Origin of the sequence: Hamadaea tsunoensis DSM 44101, assembly GCF_000428945.1 — a bacterium.
Lineage (GTDB): Bacteria > Actinomycetota > Actinomycetes > Mycobacteriales > Micromonosporaceae > Hamadaea > Hamadaea tsunoensis.
Window position 1 is genome coordinate 438163 of the sequence record NZ_AUAX01000001.1, and the last position, 19588, is coordinate 457750.

A 19588-nucleotide genomic window follows, 5' to 3' on the forward strand; every position below is an offset into this window, starting at 1 on the left:
CAGCTCTCGGCCCGCAGCTCTCGGCCCGCAGCTCCCGGCCCTCAGCTCCCGGCGCTCAGTGGCCGCCGCAGGCCGTACCGCCGCCGGCGTGGTACATCAGATCCTGGTGGACGACGGCGGTCCTGATCGGCGTCCGGCTCGTCACCCGCTGCACGACCGCTCCGCCGCGCTGCAGTTCGAAGACCGGCGTCGTGCCCGGCACCAGCGCGGCGGTGAAGGACACCAGCCCGGCCGCGGTGACGTCCTTCGTGGACACCTGCGACCCCTGCCGGATGACGAGCCGGCCCGCCCCCGCCAGGTACGCGAGCAGTTCGACCCGGTCCACCGCGGGATCGCCGTAGGGCACCTTCATCGTCACGGTCTGCGTACCGGTGAAGGCGGCGGCGGCCTTCTGGCTCCGGTGGAAGTAGTAGAGCGCGTCGCGGACGAGGCCCGGCCGTTTCCCGGTCTTGAGCCAGGCCGTGTAGTACGCCATGACGTCCGCGACGGCGTACCCGCGCTCGACGGAGGGCGCGACCCAGGACTCGGTGTAGTCGTTCCAGGTGATGAGGGCGACCCAGTCGGCGTCCCCGGCGATCGCCTTCTCCATCATGGCCCGCAGTGCCCCGCTGCCGGAGGACTCCCAGTAGCGGCCGTCGTAGAGCCGGTCGTCCTCGAACGCGATCGGCGCCATGTACGCCCGCCCGGCCGCGTGCGCCTGCTGTGCTCCGACGCGGTCCGTGTCGGCGCCCGACACCCAGCGGTTGCCCCACAGCGAGTAGCCGTAGACGGCCGAGTTCCACTCCGCCGACCTGGTGGCCGGTGAGCCGGACAGGAAGATGGGGACGAGCACGGTCTTGACGCCCTGGCCGGCCAGTGTCGTGCGGACACCCGTCCACCAGGCGGCCGGCTTGCGTTCGGGGTAGAACGGGGCGAGCACGATCGAACCGTCCACCTTGTACAGATTGGCCGCGTCCTTCACCTTGAGGACGTCGGTCACGATCTGATCCGGGCTGGTGTCCGCGCCCTGCTGCAGGTCGGGGCTCAGCATGATGCGGAAGCCGGGGTCCACCGACTTCGCCGCGGCCAGCATCGCCGGCAGCTGCGTCCACCGCGCGTCCGAACTGACGCTGTGGTACTCCCAGATGAAACCGTCGAGCCCGATGGCGATCGCCTGGCGTACCTCGGTGGCGAAGTCCTGCTGCCGCCAGTCGGAGCCCGAGCGCACGGACCGGGTCAGCGGCCGGTCCAGCACGCCGTCGCCCTGATGCACCCCGGGTACGCCGTTCGCCCGCCACTTCGCCCAGTAGTCGGCCGACGCGCTCTTGTTGTCGATCGAGACCGGATACGGCGGGAAGTAGTACGCGAACGCCTTCTTCTTGGCCGACCGCAGCGTGGCGGTCGACGGCTTGTCGAAGGCGTACAGGCCGCAGGAGGCGGGCTTGCCGGGCGTCGCGGAGGCGGCGGCGGACGCGCTCGCGGAGGCGCCCGGCGATCCGGCGGCGGCGGAGCCGTCCGCGGCGACGGACAGGGACGGTTCGGAGGAGGCGCCCGCCGTGGGATCGGGCGTGCTCCCGCAGCCGGCCGGGAGCAGAAGGAGCAGCGCCAGAGCGGCCCGCCGAGCAATGTCCACTGTGGCCATCGGCAGAGTCTGCGCCTGAAGGCCGGTCAGGTCAACCCCGCGACGTCAGCGGATGAGACCGCGGCGGCGCCCCTCGACCGTCGCGGCCGTGCGGTTGTCCACGTCCAGCTTCGCGAAGACCTGCACGAGATGGGACTTCACCGTCGCCTCGCTGATGAACAGCAGCTTCGCGATCGCCTGGTTGGTGCGGCCCGCGGCCACCTGCTGGAGGATCTCCGTCTCCCGGGCGGTGAGCGTCTGCGCCGGCCGGCGTACGCGACCGACGAGGCGGGTCGCCACCGCCGGGGCCAGGACGGTCTCGCCGGCGGCGGCGGCGCGTACCGCGGCCACGAGCTCGGCCGGCTCGGCGTCCTTGAGCAGGTAGCCGAGCGCGCCGGCCGCGATCGCCGAGAGGATGTCGGCCTCGCTGTCGTAGGTCGTCAGCACCAGGACCGCGGGCGGGTCCGGCAGGGCGCGGATACGCCGGGTGGCCTCGGCGCCGTCGATGCCCGGGCCGAGCTGGAGATCCATCAGGACAACGTCCACATCGGACGCGAGTGGCACGGCCGCCTCGCCGGACGCCGCCTCGATCACCTCGAACGCCGTGCCGAGGACCGAGCGCAGCCCCGATCGCATGATCGGATGGTCGTCGACCAGGAGGACCCTCACAGCGGCACCGTCGCGCTGACCGCCGTGCCGCCACCGGGGGCCGCCTCGACCACGAACACGCCGCCGGCCTCCGCCACCCGCTTGCGCATCGCCGGCAGCCCGAGCCCCCCGGCGGGTACGCGTTCCGCGTCGAAGCCGACGCCGTCGTCGGCCACGTCCAGGCGTACAGCGGAATTCTGGAAGGAGAGGGTCACCACGGCCTGGCGGGCGGCACTGTGGGTACGCACGTTGGCGAGCGCGCTCTGGGCCACCCGCAGGAGGGCCACGGAGACGGGGGTGGGCAGCGGCGCGGGCTCGCCGTCCACGACGAGTGCGGTGGCGACGCCGAAGGGCCGCAGGTCGGCGGCGAGCCGGGCGAGCGCGTCGGGCAGCGAGCCGCCGGACAGCTCGGCCGGGGTGAGCTCGCGGACCAGGCGGCGGGCGCTCTCCAGAGCCGTCATCGCCGTACGCTCGGCGGCCCCCACGGCCGGCGGCGCGGCCCGCAGGTGCAGCAGGATGCTCGACAGGTCCTGCGCGACCGTGTCGTGGATCTCGCGGGCGAGCCGCTCGCGTTCGGCCAGGACGCCGGCGCGGCGCTCGGTGGCGGCCAGCCGCTCGCGGGCGTCCGCGAGCTCGCGCAGGAGGTCGGCCTCCCGGCGCAGCCAGCCGTAGACCTGGTTCATGACGATCGCCACACCGGCCCCGATGACCGGGCCGAGCAGGGCGCCGGGGTCGAACGTGCCCTGGTGGGCGGTGAAGGCGGCGGCCGAGGCGAGCACCAGGGCCACGACGAGGAGGTGGCCCGGGACCGGGCGGAGCAGGTGCAGGCCGAGGAGCATCAGCGGGAAGGCCAGCCACACGAAGCTCGCCGAGACGGCCGTGAGGCCGACCCAGCCGGCGACGAGCGCGCCCAGCCACAACCCGGGAAGGGCCCGCGACCTCGTGACGTCCGGGACGCCGGACGGCCGGGCCAGGAGGATCCCGACCGCGTACCAGGCGCCGACGACCGCCGGCAGGACGTAGGCGGACGCCGACACCGCTCCCACCACGAGCAGCACGGCGAACAGGACATGTTCGGCGCGGCGCAGCAGGGTTCGGGCGGTCATATCACCGAGGGTAGCCAGCTTTGAAGATCCACTGCCTGCATCGAAAGTTGGGGCCGGGTTCCCATCCGACGCCCGAGGTCGCCCGGGCGCCGACCGGCAAGCCTGGTGGACGTGTTCATCGCCCTTCGTGATCTCAGATTCGCCCGCGGCCGGTTCGCTCTGCTCAGCGCGGTCGTCGCCGTGATGACTCTCATGGTGGTCCTGCTCACCGGCCTGACCGCCGGGCTCGGCGCCGCCGCCGTCTCCGCCGTCGACGCGCTGCCGGCCGACCGGATCGCCTTCGCCGCGCCGCCGCCGGGCCAGGACGTCTCCTTCGCCACCAGCTCCCTGCCCTTCCCTCCGGCCGGCGCCACCGCCGCAGCCGAGCCGCTGGGGGTGGGAACCAGCCGCCTCGACGCCGGGTCACGCTCCGTAGCGGTCACCGTCCTCGGCGGCCGGCTCGTGCCGCCGCTGGTGCGCGGATCGGCGGACGGACTCGTCGCGTCCGACTCGCTCGACCTCGACGTCGGCACCGCCGTCTCGGTGGGCGGCGTACCGGTGACGGTCACGGGGACCGTGCGCGAGACGAGCCTCAGCCACCTGGCCGCCGTCTACGTCCCGCTCGCGGTCTGGCAGCAGGTCGCGCACACCGACCGGGTCACCGCCTACGCCCTGCCCGCCGCGTCCGCCGATCTCCCGGGCACCGTCACGCTCACCCGCTCCGAGGCCCGCCAAGCAGTTCCGGGGTACGCGTCGGAGCAGGGTTCGCTGACGCTCATGCGCGTACTGCTGCTGATCGTGTCGGCCCTCGTCTGCGGGGCGTTCTTCACCGTCTGGACCCTGCAACGCGGGCACGATCTGGCGGTCGTCCGCGCGCTCGGCGCCGGTCGCGCGTACCTGCTGCGGGACGCGGTCGGGCAGGCGCTCGTCGTGCTGCTCGGCGGGGTGCTCGCCGGAGCCGGGGTGGCCGCGGGACTCGGCGCGCTCGCGCGGACCGCCGTCCCGTTCGTCCTCGATCCGTCCACAGTGCTGCTTCCCGGCGCCGCCATGCTCGCCGTCGGCCTGATCGGCGCGGCCGTCCCGGTACGCCGCGTCACCGCAGCCGATCCCCTGCTCGCGCTCGGAGGAGCCCGATGAGCATCAGCCTCACCGACGTCACCGTGACCTACCCCGACGGCGGGCGTACGCTCACCGCGCTCGACCACGTCTCGATGAAGGCCGACCCGGGCGACCTGGTCTTCGTCACCGGCCCCTCGGGTTCGGGCAAGTCGACCCTGCTGGCCGTGGCCGGAGCGCTGCTCACCCCCGACAGCGGGACCGTGCTGATCGGCGGCGCGCCGCTCGGCCCCGATCCGGCCCGCGTACGCCGGGAGCGCATCGGCTTCGTCTTCCAACAGGCGAACCTGCTGCCGTCGCTGACCGCCCGGGATCAGCTGCTGCTGACCGCCCACCTGGCCGGTACGCCCCGCCGCCACGCCGAACCGCGCGCCCGGGCGCTCCTGGACCGGGTCGGATTGTCGGCGCGGGCCGACCGGCGACCGCACCAGCTGTCGGGTGGCGAGAAGCAGCGGGTGGGTCTGGCCCGGGCGCTCATGGGCTCGCCGGCCGTCCTGCTGCTCGACGAACCGACCTCGGCCCTGGATTCGGCCCGCGCACACTCCATAGTGGAACTCGTACGCGAGATCGTCGCCGAGAACCAGGTGGCGGCGCTGTTCGTCACCCACGACACGACCCTGGCCACGCCGGCCGACCCCCGCATCCACCTGACCGACGGCCACCTCGCCACCCCCTGACCCCCTCCCCACCGATTCTTGCGCGCTCCCCCTCTCTTGCGATCTTGCGCGTCCCCCCTCCCCGCGATCTTGCGTGAATGTCCGGGCTATCCGGGCATATGCCGCGGATTTTGGGACACTCGCGCAAGATCGTCGGGGTCGGGAGGTGCCGCTGCGGGGTTTCAGGATCAGGCGTCGGCTTGTCGCTGACCGGTTTCCGATGCGATCCGGACGGGGGCGATCCATCGCATGGCCTGCTGCCGACAGCCGCCCATTGTGGCCCCGAGGCGGTGACACTCGCCCAGGTCTTGGCCTTTGTCGCGACTATCCGACTTGTGCGCGAGGGTGCCCGGGTGTGTTCGGCGATCTTGCGCGAGTGTCTCGAATTTCGTCCGGTGTGGCCGAAATGCCCGGACATTCGCGCAAGATCGCCGCCAGCCTCGAGGTCGAGGTCGAGATCGAGATCGAGATCGAGATCGAGATCGAGATCGAGATCGAGATCGAGATCGAGATCGAGATCGAGATCAGGCCGGGTCGAGGCCAGGGCCAAGGCTCGGTCGGACTTTGTCGCGACTGTCCGATATGGTCCTCGGGTCAGGCCCGTTGCCATGATCATGTAGCGCTATTCCGGCAGCGGGGACCACTTGGGCTTGATCGTGTAGCGCTATATCGGCGGGAGAGCGTTTTCTTGCCGGAATGGCGTTACATGATCAAGGAGTTCGGCGTGATCATGCCGGGCGCTCGGTCGGGCTCGGTCGGGCTTTGTCCCGACTGTCCGATACCGGGTCGGGCGGGCCGGCACCATAGGTGATCGTTCGCGGTGGGGACGTAGTTTTCGGGGCCGCCGTCATGATCCATCGCGGCTGGGATGTAGCTATGGGCCGATTTTCTACATCCGAACCGCTGTGGATCGTGGGCGAGGGTGCGGTTTTTACATCCCAGGCGCTGTGGATCACGTCCGAGCCGCTCCGCTGCCGGCTGTCGCCCGCGATGCGGGAGCGATCTTCCGTCAGGTGGACTGCAGTCGCTGATTTCCTGATCGTTTGCGGCTGGGGTGTAATTCCGGCCCGATCTGCATGATCGTTTACGCGTGAGGTGTAGCCAGAGGCGGTCAGCGTGCTCCAGAACCGTAATTGTTCATGCAGTGGGCAGCCGTATTCACACCCCACCCGTAAACGATCAACCCGCCGAGCGCCCGCCGAGCACTCACCGAGCACTCGCCGGCTACCACCCGCCACCACCAGCCGCCCATATCGGACAGTCGCGACAAAGCCCGAACGGGCCGCGACGAACGCCGACCCTGATCCTCAGGGATCGCCTGCGGCGTGCGGGCGATCTTGCGAGAATGTCCGGGCATTCCTGGCAAACCCGACGAAATTCGAGACATTCGCGCAAGATCGTCGGGGTCAGGAGGTGGGGAGGGCTACTACGGCTTCCACCTCGACGAGGACGTCGGGGCGGAACAGGCCGGCGACGCGTACCAGGGAGGATGCCGGGTTCGGGCGGTCGCCGAGTGCCGGGCGCAACAGCGCGTCGCGGGCGTCGCGTACCGGCTGGAGGTCGGCGGCCTCGGTGAGAAACCAGGTCAGCTTGACGACGTCCGGCCAGTCCGCGCCCAGCGTCACCAGGACGCGGCCGAGGTTCTCCAGGGCCTGGGCCGTCTGCGCGCCGGTGTCGTCCGGCCCGACGAGCCGCCCGTCCGCGTCCAGCGGGACCTGGCCGGAGACGAAGGCCAGCGCCCCGGACACGGTGACGGCATGGGCGAATCCGAACCCCGGGGCGTTGCCGGGCACTTCGGTCACACGATCGATGATCCCCATGCCCTCAAGCTACCGGCCCCACGTACGCCCGCACGGCGCGTACGCACTCGTCGGCGTCCCCGGCCATGTCGACGACGAGCCGCTCGTCCGTCCACGGCTCGTATTCGCGCTTCATGACCTCTTCCCAGGTCGGGACGGTCAGTCCGGCCAGATCGCTGACCCGCTCGGTGACCCGGCGCCGGTGCAGGTCGCGGTCGGAGCAGACCACCTCGATGAAGCGCAGTTCGACCCCGCGGCTCGCGGCGAGATCCCGCCAGCCCTGACGGGCGACCTCGACGGGGTTCACCGCGTCGATGATCACCGGCCGGCCGAGGGCGAGCTGTGCGTCGGCCACCGCGTGCGCCACCCCGTAGGCGGCGATGCCGGTCGTGAAGTCGCGGGCGACTCCGCAGTTCCACATGGCCGCCTCCAGCTGGTCGATACGCAGCCAGGTCGCCGGGACCTGCGCGGCCAGCGAGGCGCTGAGCGTGGTCTTGCCCGAGCCGGGCAGCCCGCCGAAGACGATCAGCATGCTCAACCCCACACCCCGATGATCTTCCAGCCCAGATCGGGGAAGCCCGAGCGCCGGGCGGTGCGGTCCGACGCGGTGTTCGCCGGATCGTGCAGGTAGATCGGTACGGCACCGGCCGCGAGGATGTGCCGGGCGGCCTGCGCGACGAGCCGGGACGCCAGGCCCTGGCCGCGGTGGCGCTCGTCGGTCCCGACCGAGATCTCCATCCCGTACGCGTTGTGCCGCTTGATCCCGACCCCCGCCGCGTACGCGCCGTCGGAGCCGAAGGCGACCAGGGCCTCCCCGCCGAACGGGCGCAGCCATGCGGGCAGCCGTTCGTCGGTGAAGGCGATCCACTCCCCCGCGTCCGGCAGATCGGTCGGGTCGGTCGCGTACCGGAAGGTGCCCGCGAAGGCCCGCGCCTGCGGCCGGCCGACCGCCCGGGGCAGCTCGACCGGCACGTCGTCCCAGGTACGCACGGCCGCCCGCACCGGATCCGCCAGCGCCGGCGCGACCGAGAGCACCCCGCCGTCGGGAGTGGAGACGCCCAGCACGTTGGTCGTCGAACCGTCCCAGCCGGGGCGCAGGCGTACGTCCGCGCCGACGACGTGGACGCCGGGCGTACCGGGCCAGCCGCCGAGCCATTCGATGAGGAACTTCTCCAGCCGTTCGTCCACTGCCCGGCCCGCCTTCTCGTCGCTCACGCAGCCATCATCACGCGCGGGGCAGCATACCGGCGAGCAGTGTTCCGATCGTCTCAGCGGGCCGGAAATCCGCGGCGGGCCCGGCCAGCTCGTTGTGCAGCAGGCCGTCCAGGAGGTCGAGCACCATCCGGTAGTCCCGGGCGGGGTCCGCCGAGCCGAGCGCGGCCAGCCACGGTACGCCCCACGCGCCGAGCCGCTCCCGGGCCTCGACGATCTTGTGCTGGAGGGCGGGGTGGTGGGCCGCCTCCCCGAAGACCGCGAACCGGGCCAGGGTGAGCACGCGGCCCTCGCCCCGCGTCAGCTGCTCGACCATCGTGCCGAGGAGGGCGGCGAACTCGCGTACGCCGAGCGGGCGGGCGGTGCCCGCCAGCCGCTGCCAGCCCGCCGTCTCCACCTCGACGAGCCGGTCGAGGACGCCGTCCAGGAGCGCCTCGCGGGTGCGGAAGACGTTCGAGGCCGACCCCGCCGGCAGCCCCGCCTCCGCGTCGACCGCCCGGTGGGTGAGCTGCCGGAGGCCACGCGTACCGAGCACGCGGACGGCAGCGTCGAGAAGATCGTCGCGCCTGGTCACGAGGAGCAGACTACAACTGTAGTCAAACGCACTACAGCTGTAGTACGGTGCCGTCATGGGGAGAACTGCGGCCGTCGTGGGTGGCGGCATCGGCGGCCTCGCCGCCGCGATCGGACTCATCCGCGCGGGCTGGGAGGTCACGGTCTTCGAACGGTCCGCGGCCCTGCCCGAGACCGGCACCGGCCTCGGCATCTGGCCCGCGGCCCTGCGCGCGCTCGACACGCTCGGCGTCGGCGCCGCCGCCCGCGCCGCCGGCCGCCCGCAGCCCTCGGGCACCATCCGCCGCGACGACGGCACGGTCATCGCCCGGCTCGACATGGACGCGCTCACCCGCCGCCACGGCGAACCCGTCCACCTGGTGTCCCGGCCCGCACTGCTGCGCACCCTGGCCGAGGCGCTGCCCGACGGGATCGTGCGCTTCGGGTCGCCGGTCGACGACGTCAGGTCGCTCGTCTCCGCGTACTCCCTGGTGGTGGGGGCAGATGGGATCAACAGCCGGGTGCGGGCCGCGGTGGGCGACCCCGCGCGCACCGTCTACTCGGGCTGGACGGCCTGGCGCGGCACCGCGGACCTGGAGGTCCGCGCGGGCGGCGAGACCTGGGGCCGCGCGCGCAAGTTCGGCGTCACACCCATGATCACAACCACCAACTGGTACGCGGCCGCGCGCGCTCCGGAAGGCGACGAACCCGAGGACCACCTGGCCGAACTCCACCGCCTGTACGCGGACTGGCCCGATCCGATCCCGGCATTGCTGGCTCGGATCGATCCGGCCGCGATCCTGCACCACGGCCTGTACCACCTCGAACCGCTTCGGTCCTTTGTAGACGGCAGTGTGGCCCTGCTCGGGGACGCGGCCCACGCGATGACGCCGGAGTTGGGGCAGGGCGCGTGCCAGGCGCTGATCGACGCGGCAGCCCTGGCCGAGGCGCTCGCGGACGGCGACGTCCCGGCCGGCCTGCGCCGCTACGACGCGGTACGCCGCAAGCCCGCCCAGCGGATGGCGCGCAACTCGGCCCGGGTGAGCGTGCTGACCGGTCTGCGGCACGGCCTCTTCGTCCGCGACGCGATCACGAAGATCGCGGCGCGCCTCACCTGACCCGGAGCCTCACCTGAACCCGGATATGCAGCGACCCCTGGGGTTCCGCGCTGTCGCGCGGGCCGGTTGGACTGAACCGGTCGATCCCCAGGGGCCGGGTAGCTGCCTAGTATTCGCCACACCGCTACTACACGGCCTCGAGCGAATCCAGTCGAGAACAGCGGCTAGCGGACAGCCACCTCACGAGTCCGATTGCTACACAAAGCTGGACCACCTCCCTTCCCGTGTACGCCGAATCTACCCAAGCGATCTTCGGAACCGCAACGGTCTTTTCCGCGTACCCGCCGGTCTTTTCCGCGTACGCGGCGGTGAGGCATGATCAGTGGATGCCGATGAGCACCCCCGCGCCCGTCGAGTTCGTCGGCCGCGAGCCGTTTCTGGCCGCCTCGGCGGCGCTCGCGGACGCGTACCAGGACGCTTTCAGCGGCCCACCGTGGGACGAATCGGACGATCAGGTGCTCTCCTTCCTGAGCGGGCTGCCCGAGTGGACCGCCCGGGACGGGTTCACCGCCGCCTGGTCGGCCGGACCGGCCGGGATCAGCGGTTTCGCTTTCCGCGTACGCACGCCCGAGCCGGTCCCGGCGGGTGACTTCTACGCGGTCCTCCGCGAGCGGTTCGGCGACCCCGTGGGGACGCTGGGCGGCCGGATCGAGGTGGTCGAACTGGCCGTACGGCCGTCCGCGCAGGGCCGGGGCCTCGGCCGCGAACTGCTCCGCGCGATCGTCGGCAGCGAACCGGCCTGGCTGGTGACCCGGCTGGCCGCCGAGAGCACGCTCGCCTTCTACCACCGCGTCGGCTGGCGCGAGTACGCGATCTCCGACGGCCTCGCGATCCTCGCCAACGCATAGAAATATCTGTCTGCGCTGACTAGCCTGGGAGCGTGTCGCAGTACGGGTACATGGTGTGGGGCGGCGTCCTCGCGACCGTATGCCTGGCCATGCTCGGCCTGTTCCTGCTGATCCTGCGCGAACAGCGCCGCCAGGCCCCGCCCCGCCGCCGCGGCGACTGCGCCGGCCTGCTCGCCGAGGCGAAGGAACTGGAGGAACTCGCGGCGGCCGCCTACACCAAGGCCCTCGAAGCGACCACGACAGCCGCCCACGCGCTCGCCCAGCTCGACCTCGCCCAGGCCGAGACCGACGCGGCCTCCCATGCGCTCGACGCGACGACGGCCGCCCTGGACGAGGCCAGCACCTCGGTACGCCCACCGGCGTCCGGCCGCGACGACCCCAAGGAGCTGTCGAGCGCGGCGATGGCGGCGTACCGGCAGGGAGCGATCTCGGCCGACCAGCTCCGGCTGCTGTGGCAGAAGATCGACGGCTGGGAGCCCGGCCAGGACGAGCTGGCCCACGAGCTGACCCGGCTGCGGGCCGAGGACGTCGACGCCCGCCGCCGCTACGACAACGCGACCTTCCTGGAACGCGCGGCCCGGCAGGCCGCCGACGTGGCCGAAGTGGCGTCGCGGGCCCTGACCCAGGAAGCGGCGGACGCGGCCGCCGAGGCGCAGGAGGCCCGGGTCGCGTTCGACCAGTGCCGCCAACGCCCCACCCGCTGACCCCGCCCCCTCCCGCCCCCCGCCTCCACTCCCCCTCCCCTCCCGCCCCCGCCCCCGCCGAGTTGCGGCGATCTTGCGCGAATGTCCGGGCCTTTCGGGCATTCGCCGCGAAATTCGGGACATTCGCGCAAGATCGTCGAAGAGGGGTCGCCGGGGCGACGGGGGCGAGGGGGACGGGGGCGGGGGGTGGGTGGCGAGGGGGTCAGCCCACGTCGAGGTAGTCGAGGTTGGCCGGGCCGTTGGCGGTGGTGCCGGTGACGCGGATCGTGTTACTCCCCGCGACCAGGTTCACCGTCAGCGTCACGTCCACCCAGGTGTCCCAGTTCGCCGTCGCCGGGAACGCCACCCCCGGCGACACCACCACCCCGTTGACCGAGATGTCCGCGGGCCGCCCCGCGGCGGTGCCGTTCGCGTACCGGATGGTGATCGGAGTGGGTCCGGCGGTCGCGGCGGTCACGGTCCAGGCGGTGTAGCTGCCCACGACGTTGTCGCCGTTGACGAAGCCCGTCCCGCTGTAGTTGAGGTGGTTCGATTCGACCACCCCCTGCGAGATCGTCGCGCTTTCCGCCTCGTACCGGGTCCGGGGAGCGGCCAGCGCCACGTCAAGGTAGTCGACGTTCGGACCGCCGTTGGCCGTCGTCGCGGTCGCCGTGATCCGGCTCGTCCCGGCCGGCACCGACACCGTGAGCGTCTTGGTCACCCAGGTGTCCCAGTTCGCCGTCGCCGGGAACGAGACTCCCGCCGCGACGACCGTCCCGTTGACCGAGATGTCCATCGGGCGGTCCACCGCGGTGCCGTTCGCGTACCGCAGGGAGAGGGTGGCGGTGCTCGCGGCCGGTGCGGTCAGCGACCATTCCACGGCACTGCCCGCGACGTTCGTGTAGTCGACGAACCCGGTGCCGCTGTAGTTCAGGTGGTTCGACGCCACCGCCGCCTGCGTCAGCGTCGCGTTCTCCGCCTCCAGATGCCCGGTCCCGCCCCCGCCGCCGGCCGCGGTCACGTTGAAACCACTCACGCGTACGCCGGGAGCCGAGCCCTGCAGATCGCTCGTCCGATAGGTGCCGGTGATCGTCGTGGACTCCCCCGGCCACAGCGTGACCTGGTTGTCGCTCCACTGGATCGGCAGCACCGGCGCCCCCGAGGACCGCACCACGTGGGCGTCGATCGTCAGCGCCGGTACGCCGCTCGTGGCCGTGTTGCGCAGCGTGACCGTCGTCGTGGACGTCCCGTCCGCATTGTTCACTGTGGACGACGTGTTCGACACGGGCACGTTGGGCATGGCGGCCAGCCCCTGCAGGTTCGCGTACGCGGTCGTCGGCACGTAGTACCAGTCGTTGTTCGCCCAGTCGATGGTGTCCGGGGCGGTCGACAGCCAGTACACGTTCCGGTCGACCTCGGCGCCCGTGCCGTCGGTCAGCGTCAGCTTGAGCAGATACGTGCTCGACAGCCCGCTGATCGACGGCAGGGTCAGGACGCTCGCCTTCTGCCCGTCGCCGTTGACGCCGAGGTTCGCGACGGTCTGCGTGTACTTCTGCGTACCGTCGGTGTTGTAGACGCTGACCTTGGCCGTCAGCCCGGACGCGGCCGCGTGCCGGTTGTTCACCACGACGACCGCCTTGTTGTCGTAGCCGTACTGGATGTGCAGCGGCTCGTTCGCCTTCTTCGCCCCGAAGTAGGAGCCACCCTGGTCGAGGTAGTAGTCGAACAGCTGCCAGTGCAGCGAGGTCCAGGCGCTGTTGAACATCCAGTAGACGACCCCCGTGGCCGGGTTCGAGGAGTCGCTGAAGTTGCGCCCGTACGCCTCGAACTGCGCCCGGATGTTCTCGTACTGGGCCAGCTGCGCCTTGCGTACGTAGTCGGTCAGGGAGGTCGGGGCGCCGTAGCGGCCGGCGAGCGCGTTGTCGAAGATCTTCAGGGTGCCGAACGTGCTCGACGGCGACCGGTGGTACTGGGACGCGGTGAAGTTCTGCCACAGCGTGTCCAGTTCGGACGTCGACATCATCCGCCGGAGGCTGTCCAGCGTCGGGATGTCCGGCCCCGCGCTCGTCTCGGAGTTGAAGCCGAAGGCGCCGCCCTCGCGCTTGTTCGTCCAGTAGTTCGGCGGCACCCAGTCGTAGGGCCCGGTCATCTTCATCCCGGACGCGCCGGAGATCGGCGAGGACGAGTCCGAGGCGGCGGACACGATCGGCGTGGACCAGTCGGCCGCGTTCAGCGCCGCCACGTAGTTGCTCTCGATCGTCCCCTGCGGGGCGAAGTCGCTGCCGATGAGGAACGAGATCACGCTCGGGTGGTCGCGCAGGCGTACGGCCTCGGACTTCATGGACGCCTGCGCGATCGTGCGGTCCGCGGCGGCCCAGGTGTCGCCGGGCTCGCTGCCGTTGACGTCGCCCTCCCACTTGTCGCAGCACTCCCAGCCGGGCAGCACCAGGACGCCCATCCGGTCGGCGAGGTCGAAGAACTCGTCCGGCTCCAGGTGGCCTTCGAGCCGGATCGTGTTCAGGCCGAGGTCGAGCGCGTACTTCAGACGGTCCTCGACCGAGGTCGGGTCCCAGCGCAGGAACAGGTCCGGCGACCAGCCGCCGCCCTTGATCAGGATCGGCCGCCCATTGATCTTGTACGCGCGGTGGCCGCCGGCGTCGAGCGTGCCGCTGACCGTGCGTACGCCGAAATGATCGAGAGCCTGGTCGGAGACGGCGCCGGAGACGGACGCGGACAGGCTGAGGTCGTAGAGGGGCTGGGCGCCCATCGTGGCGGGCCACCAGATCTGCGGCGACGCGAGGGTGACCGGCGCGAAGGCCACGGTCCTGGTCTCGTGCGCGGCGAGGGTGACGGAGGTGCTGATGCTCCTGCCCGCCACGGTGCCGGCGATGGTCGCGGTGACCGCGGCGGCCGTGTCGTTGCGGGCGTCCACCTTGGCCGTCAGCGTGGCCGAATCGAGCGCGCCCGTGACGGACGTGAGCACGTGCGCGCCGCGCAGGGCCACAGAACCGTTGCGGCGCACCAGAACGTCGCGGAAGATGCCCATGTTGCGGTCCGGCGGGTTCTGCACCCAGTCGATCCAGCCGACGGTCAGATCCTTGTTCGGGTCGTTCGGGTAGACCTTGAACGCCACGGCGTTCACGCCGATCCGGGCCTGGGCGGTGACGTCGATCTCCTGCCGGTTGTACGCGCCCGCGACCTGGCTGCTCGTCGCGACCTGTACGCCGTTGACGAACACGTCCGCCTTGGACACCACCCCCGAGAAGTCGAGATAGGTACGCGTACCCGGCTCGTCGGCCAGCGTGAACTCCGACCGGTACCACCACGGCACGGTGAAGTCGGCGGCCGGGATGTTCTTGAGATTGGTGCTGTAGAAGGGATCCGCCGGATACGTGCCGTCGGCGAGCAACGCGGCCACCACGGTCGACCGGGGGCCGGCCGGGTGCCAGCTCGTCGCCGCGTACCCGGGCTGGGAGATCGTGGCGCCGGTGTCGGTGGTCTTCGCGGTCGACTGGATCCGGTAACCGGACAGGGCGGTGGTGGCGGGTGTGGTCGCGGCGTGTGCCGGCGTGGTCGTGGGGATCACGGCGATCAGGGCGAGGGTGAGGAAGGCCGCGGCCTTCCTCCGAGCATGGAGCATCGTCACTCCCGGGGATTGGAGACCGCGGGCGCGACGCGGCGCTTATGTTAGTCAATTTGCCTAACGGTTTAGGACTCTAGGGTGGACAACGTCCATCGTCAATGCCGGAGCCCGTCGACAATTCAAGATCAAATTTATGTCCCGGGTTCGTCGATCTCACCTCCACTCCTCCCGCGGGAGACCGTTCCGGCGCGAGGCGCCTCCACTGCCAGGCGAGTGGGGCGAAGCATCGTTCACCGCCGTCCGGTCACGGTTTCACCCTTCACCCCTCCCGTCACCCGTCGCCCGTCACCCGTCGCCCGTTGCCCGTTGCCCGTTGCCCGTTGCCCCGACCTTTGTCGCGACTGTCCGACTTGTACCCGAGATCCTCGACGATCTTGCGCGAGTGCCCCGAATTTCGTCCGGTGTACCCGGAATGCCCGAACATTCGCGCAAGATCGCCGAAAGCCGGGAAGATCGTTTACGGCTGAGGTGTAGAAAAGGCCTCCCGATGCATGATCGTTTACGGTTCTAGAGCGCGGTGACCGGCTTTCGCTGCACCTGACGCGCAAACGATCATGCAGATCGGGCCGGAATGACACCTCAGCCGTAAACGATCAGGAAAACACGACCCGCCGCCCGCATGACGGAAGATCGTTCCCGCATCCCGGACCACAGCAGACGGCCGGCCGCCTTGGACATGATCCACAGTGGCTGAGATGTAAAAACACACCCCTCGCCCACGATCCACAGCGGTGGGGATGTAGAAAAGTCGACCCGTCCAACCGCTATTTCGGACAGTCGGGACAAAGTCTGGTCGGGGGGTGGGGGTAGACGGCGACCGGACCGCGGTGAAGGATGCGTCGCCCCAGAAACCTGGCAGTGGAGTCCCCGGAGCGCAGCGATAGGGGCGCAACGGTCTCCCGCGGGAGGAGCGGAAGTGAGATCGACGAACCCGGGACAAAAAGAACTTAAAAAGATCTTGAAATCAAAAAGGATCTTGATCGACATGCCGGTAGGGCGACTTCATCACCCGATGACGTCGCCCTACCGAGATCCGAGACCGCCTACCAGTTGGAGTTGCTGATGCCGGTACCCATGCGTACCTGGTCGAAGGTGTTGCCGTCCGCGTCGTCGGTGTAGCTCAGAGCGATCTCGCCCCACGCCGACTCGGCGATCGCGAGCTGCTCCTGCCGGTCGGCGGTCAGCTCGCTGACGACCTGGTTCGCGAAGCGCCCGGCGGTCGTGCCGTCGGGGTTGAGGCCGACGGCCCACACGTCGTTGGCATTGGCCGTCTCGACCCAGCCGACGACCGCGTTGGCCTGGTCGTCGATGCCGACGCTCGGCGAGTTCGCCCCGGCGCCCGTCGACACCTGCACCTCGACGGCGTTGGCGACCGCGGCCGACGTGAACGTACGCGCCCACACGCCGAGCGCACCGGTGTGGTCGGACTCCCAGGCCACGGTGAAGTCGCCGTTGAAGTTCTCGGCGATGGCCGGGTGCTCCTGCTGCAGGTCCCCGAGCGAGTTGGCCGTACGCCGGGTCAGCGTCACCGCGCCGTTCGCCCGGGCCAGCCGGACGAGGCCGATGTTGTAGTACCCGTTGGCGTCGGAGTCCTCGTCCCACACGATCGTCGCGTCGCCGGAGGCCGCCACGCCGACGTCGGGCCGGTGGTGCGCCCCGGTCGTCTGCGAAGCCGTCACCTCGTACGCCTTCGTGGTCACGTTGGTGTAGCCGGCCGCCTTGACCGTCGCGGAGGCGCCGGTCTGGATGTCCTCCCACACGACGGTGAACGCGACCGCCGACGGGGTGGCCGAGGTGCCGTCCGGGTCCGCCGCCACGCGCGGGTTGATCTGCTGGCCGGTCGACGACGCGTTGGCCTGGCCGGAGGCGAGCTGCGTACCGGTGGGGCCGAGGACGCGGTAGGGCACGTTGTAGTAGCCGTTGCCGTCCGGGTCGTCGGACCAGACCACGACCGCGTCGCCCTTGTCGTCCAGGGACACGTCGGGGTCGATGTGCTTCCAGTTCGTGCCGCTGGTGCCGCCGGCCGACAGCTGCTTCTCGTAGACCGAGGCGCCGTTGTGCCAGAGGTGGATCCAGATCTCGGAGTGCGTGTTGTCGGCCGCGTTCGTGGTATCGCGGTCGTCTTCCCACACCACGGCCACGTAACCGTTGCGGTTCATGGCGATCGCCGAGCCGTCCTGGTCGCCGGTCGCGGTGGTGTTCGCGGTGCCGTAGACGATGCCGGCCGGTGCGGCCAGCGCCGACGCGGGGACCGCCAGCACCGCGCCCGCGGCCAGCGCCGCGGCGGAGAGGGGAACGATGCGCTTCAAGAGAGGGTCTCCTAGATCCGGTTCAGGCCGGGCTGGCCGTCGGGGATGACGAACGAGGCGGTGGTACTGACGGCGGCGCCGTGCTGGGTCACCGCGGCGACCGAGCGGAAATCGGCCTGCACCTGGGTCGGCGTGATCGTCGTACGCACGTAGCCGCGCCGGTCCACGTGGAACTTGATGTGCGGGTTGGTCGCGGCGTCGGGGATCGTCGTGCTGCCCGTCCCGTCGCCCGTCGAGGTGATCGACGTGCAGACCAGCTCGGTGCCGATCGTGGCCGAGTTGGTGTTCGTGTAGTCGGCCTTGAGCTCGTTCGCCCAGGAGCTGTGCACGTCGCCGGTGAGCACCACCGGGTTGCGCACGGCGTTGTCGATGAGGCCCTGCTGGATGCGCTTGCGCGAGGCGCGGTAGCCCTCCCAGGAGTCCATGCTGCCGGCGCCGGCGGCGGTGTGCTTGCTGGCGAAGAACACCTGCTGACCGATGATGTCCCAGGTCGCCTGCTTCAGGCCGAGCCCGTTGAGCAGCCAGGCCTCCTGCGCGGCGCCCGTGATCGTGCGGCTGGCCAGGTCGGCGTCGGCGCACACCTGCGTACCGTCGCCGCAGGCCTGGTCGTCGCGGAACTGCCGGGTGTCGAGCATGTGGAAGGTCGCGAGGCTCCCCCACTGCAGGCGCCGGTAGAGCTGGATGCTGTTGCCGTTCGGCGTCGAGGTCGCGCGCAGCGGCATGTTCTCGTAGTACGCGCGGTACGCCGCCGTACGCCGGGCCGTCCACTGCGCCGTCGTCAGGGCCGGGGAGTTGTCGGCCCGGACCATGTTGGCGTAGTTGTTCTCCACCTCGTGGTCGTCCGGCACGACGATCCACGGCGCGATCGCGTGCGCCGCCTGGAGATCCGGGTCGGACTTGTAGAGGGCGTACCGCACGCGGTAGTCGGCCAGCGACACGATCTCGGCGCCGACGTGCAGGCGTACCGAGCCGGTGGTGGCGGCGTCCTCGTAGATGTAGTCGCCGAGATGCAGGATGAGATCCGGGTTGTCCTCGGCCATCCGCCGGTACGCGTTGTAGTACCCCGACTCGTAGTGCGCGCACGAGGCGAAGTCCATCACCAGCGTCCGGCCGGTCGTGCCCAGAGCCGGCGCGGTACGCGTACGCCCGACGGGAGAGATGAACCCCTGGGCCCGGAAGCGGTAGTAGTAGTCGCTGTCCGGGGCGAGCCCGCCGGCGACGACGTGCACGGAATGGGCGTCGGCGTAGTGCGCGGCGACCGAACCCGAGGCGACGAGGGTGGCGAAGGTGCTCGTGGTGGAGACCTGCCAGTCGACGGTCACGTCGGCGTTGGCCATGCCGCCCTGACCGTCGGCGTTCAGCGGGGAGGGCGCGAGCTTGGTCCACAGCACGACACTGGACGAGTCGGGGTCACCGGAGGCGACGCCGAGCGTGAACGGGAAGGCCGCGGCGCGGGCGGAGGAGGCGAAGGCCAGCGTCGAGGCGGCACCCAGTCCGCCAAGGATGAAAGTACGACGACCAACTGATCTCATGGCCGTAGATTTGTAGAGGTCCTTTAACAGGATCCGCTGTCCGGGTGAACCCCAGGCGACCTGTGGTGTTACAGCGTCCGTCCCATGAGGACCCTTCTGCTCCTTCATCATGTGAAGGACTTTCATTCACATTTCTCGCGTTGTCAATATTTTACGATTCCACAATCGCCGGACGGGCCGACCCGGCCCGCCCGACGTGGGAAAACGTTTACATAAAGGCTTCCGGCCCACGCGGGCGACCCGCTACCGGAAGGAGGCCGGCACCAGGCGCATCCCCACGCCGACGCGGTTCCAGGCGTTGATCGTCAAGATCAGCATGAAGAGCTCGGCGAGCGAGGTCTCGTCGTAGTACTTCTGCGCGTTCGCCCACACCTCGTCGCTCACGCGGTCGCCGCCGTCCGGCAGCCGGGTCAGCGCCTCGGTCAGCTCGAACGCCGCGCGCTCGGCGTCGGTGAAGCAGGGCGCCTCGCGCCAGACCGCCACCGCCCAGATCCGGGCGTCCGTCTCGCCGCCGGCCTTCGCGTCACCACTGTGCGAGTCCACGCAGTACGCACAGCCGTTGATCTGGCTCGCCCGCAGCCGGACGAGTTCGGTGAGCGGCTTCGGCAGGCTGTTGTGCCCGACGGCCGTGTCGAGGGCGATCAGGGCCTTGTACGCGGCCGGAACGACCTTGCCGAGTTCCATCCGAGCGGTCATGGTGCGTCACTCCTGTAGTGCGTCGTTGTTCTTCTCTGTGATGAGATTAGGGCCCGGATTGGCCCGTGATCAGATCCAATCCGGGTCGACT

Annotated in this window: 17 protein-coding genes; 6 read left to right on the forward strand and 11 right to left on the reverse strand. The window is 70.5% G+C overall.

Annotation, left to right across the window (positions count from 1 at the left end):
* Positions 1–55 precede the first annotated feature (55 nt).
* Genes G401_RS0101960 through G401_RS0101970 form a run of 3 tightly spaced genes read right to left on the reverse strand, consistent with a single transcriptional unit; the run spans position 56 to position 3354 of the window.
* Positions 56–1621, reverse strand: a complete 1566-nt coding sequence (locus tag G401_RS0101960) for a glycoside hydrolase family 71 protein (RefSeq protein ID WP_157545208.1) — start codon at positions 1619–1621, stop codon at positions 56–58.
* A 45-nt stretch (positions 1622–1666) separates the two neighbouring features.
* Positions 1667–2269, reverse strand: a complete 603-nt coding sequence (locus tag G401_RS0101965) for a response regulator (RefSeq protein ID WP_027341179.1) — start codon at positions 2267–2269, stop codon at positions 1667–1669.
* Positions 2266–3354 carry a sensor histidine kinase gene (locus tag G401_RS0101970; protein ID WP_027341180.1) on the reverse strand — a complete coding sequence of 363 codons (1089 nt, stop codon included), beginning with the start codon at positions 3352–3354 and terminating at the stop codon, positions 2266–2268. The genes G401_RS0101965 and G401_RS0101970 overlap by 4 nt, the downstream gene beginning before the upstream one ends.
* Before the next feature lie 111 nt (positions 3355–3465).
* Here G401_RS0101970 and G401_RS0101975 point away from each other — a divergent pair, with 111 nt between their 5' ends.
* From G401_RS0101975 to G401_RS55540, 3 genes are all read left to right on the forward strand, one after another.
* The gene (locus G401_RS0101975; protein ID WP_027341181.1) at positions 3466–4470 is read left to right on the forward strand and encodes an FtsX-like permease family protein; all 1005 of its coding nucleotides are present in this window, start codon (positions 3466–3468) and stop codon (positions 4468–4470) included.
* On the forward strand, positions 4467–5126 hold the full coding sequence (locus tag G401_RS0101980) for an ABC transporter ATP-binding protein (RefSeq protein ID WP_027341182.1): 660 nt from the start codon (positions 4467–4469) through the stop codon (positions 5124–5126). Before G401_RS0101975 ends, G401_RS0101980 begins: the two co-directional genes overlap by 4 nt.
* A 334-nt stretch (positions 5127–5460) precedes the next feature.
* Complete coding sequence (locus G401_RS55540; RefSeq protein ID WP_157545211.1) at positions 5461–5916, forward strand: hypothetical protein; 456 nt, start codon at positions 5461–5463, stop codon at positions 5914–5916.
* A 595-nt stretch (positions 5917–6511) separates the two neighbouring features.
* On the opposite strand, the gene G401_RS0101990 is transcribed toward G401_RS55540, so the two are convergent.
* From G401_RS0101990 to G401_RS0102005, 4 genes are read right to left on the reverse strand one after another with little or no spacing between them, the layout of a single operon-like run.
* On the reverse strand, positions 6512–6907 hold the full coding sequence (locus G401_RS0101990) for a RidA family protein (protein WP_245601573.1): 396 nt from the start codon (positions 6905–6907) through the stop codon (positions 6512–6514).
* A gap of 22 nt (positions 6908–6929) precedes the next feature.
* Entirely contained in the window at positions 6930–7448 is a 519-nt protein-coding gene (locus G401_RS42830; RefSeq protein WP_245601574.1) for an AAA family ATPase, read from the reverse strand.
* Positions 7439–8119, reverse strand: a complete 681-nt coding sequence (locus G401_RS0102000) for a GNAT family N-acetyltransferase (protein ID WP_245601575.1) — start codon at positions 8117–8119, stop codon at positions 7439–7441. The genes G401_RS42830 and G401_RS0102000 overlap by 10 nt, the downstream gene beginning before the upstream one ends.
* 10 nt (positions 8120–8129) lie before the next feature.
* Entirely contained in the window at positions 8130–8690 is a 561-nt protein-coding gene (locus G401_RS0102005; RefSeq protein WP_027341185.1) for a TetR/AcrR family transcriptional regulator, read from the reverse strand.
* Between the two features lie 55 nt (positions 8691–8745).
* Here G401_RS0102005 and G401_RS0102010 point away from each other — a divergent pair, with 55 nt between their 5' ends.
* The 3 genes from G401_RS0102010 (at position 8746) to G401_RS0102020 (ending at position 11338) form a co-directional block, all read left to right on the forward strand.
* Positions 8746–9786, forward strand: coding sequence for an FAD-dependent monooxygenase (locus G401_RS0102010; protein ID WP_027341186.1), 1041 nt, complete (start codon positions 8746–8748; stop codon positions 9784–9786).
* A 326-nt stretch (positions 9787–10112) separates the two neighbouring features.
* Positions 10113–10634, forward strand: a complete 522-nt coding sequence (locus G401_RS52230) for a GNAT family N-acetyltransferase (protein WP_051366011.1) — start codon at positions 10113–10115, stop codon at positions 10632–10634.
* A gap of 32 nt (positions 10635–10666) precedes the next feature.
* Positions 10667–11338: a hypothetical protein gene (locus G401_RS0102020; protein WP_027341187.1), complete on the forward strand. Its 672-nt coding sequence runs from the start codon at positions 10667–10669 to the stop codon at positions 11336–11338.
* Between the two features lie 202 nt (positions 11339–11540).
* Here G401_RS0102020 and G401_RS42840 read toward each other — a convergent pair whose 3' ends face one another.
* The 4 genes from G401_RS42840 to G401_RS0102040 all read right to left on the reverse strand — a co-directional run bounded on the left by G401_RS42840 (position 11541) and on the right by G401_RS0102040 (position 19497).
* Positions 11541–14957: a glycosyl hydrolase 2 galactose-binding domain-containing protein gene (locus tag G401_RS42840; protein WP_064741654.1), complete on the reverse strand. Its 3417-nt coding sequence runs from the start codon at positions 14955–14957 to the stop codon at positions 11541–11543.
* Positions 14958–16003: 1046 nt separating this feature from the next.
* Positions 16004–17269 carry a hypothetical protein gene (locus G401_RS0102030; protein WP_027341188.1) on the reverse strand — a complete coding sequence of 422 codons (1266 nt, stop codon included), beginning with the start codon at positions 17267–17269 and terminating at the stop codon, positions 16004–16006.
* A gap of 11 nt (positions 17270–17280) precedes the next feature.
* Positions 17281–18801, reverse strand: a complete 1521-nt coding sequence (locus tag G401_RS0102035; protein WP_027341189.1) for an alkaline phosphatase D family protein — start codon at positions 18799–18801, stop codon at positions 17281–17283.
* Positions 18802–19044: 243 nt separating this feature from the next.
* Positions 19045–19497, reverse strand: a complete 453-nt coding sequence (locus tag G401_RS0102040; RefSeq protein ID WP_027341190.1) for a carboxymuconolactone decarboxylase family protein — start codon at positions 19495–19497, stop codon at positions 19045–19047.
* Positions 19498–19588 lie beyond the last annotated feature (91 nt).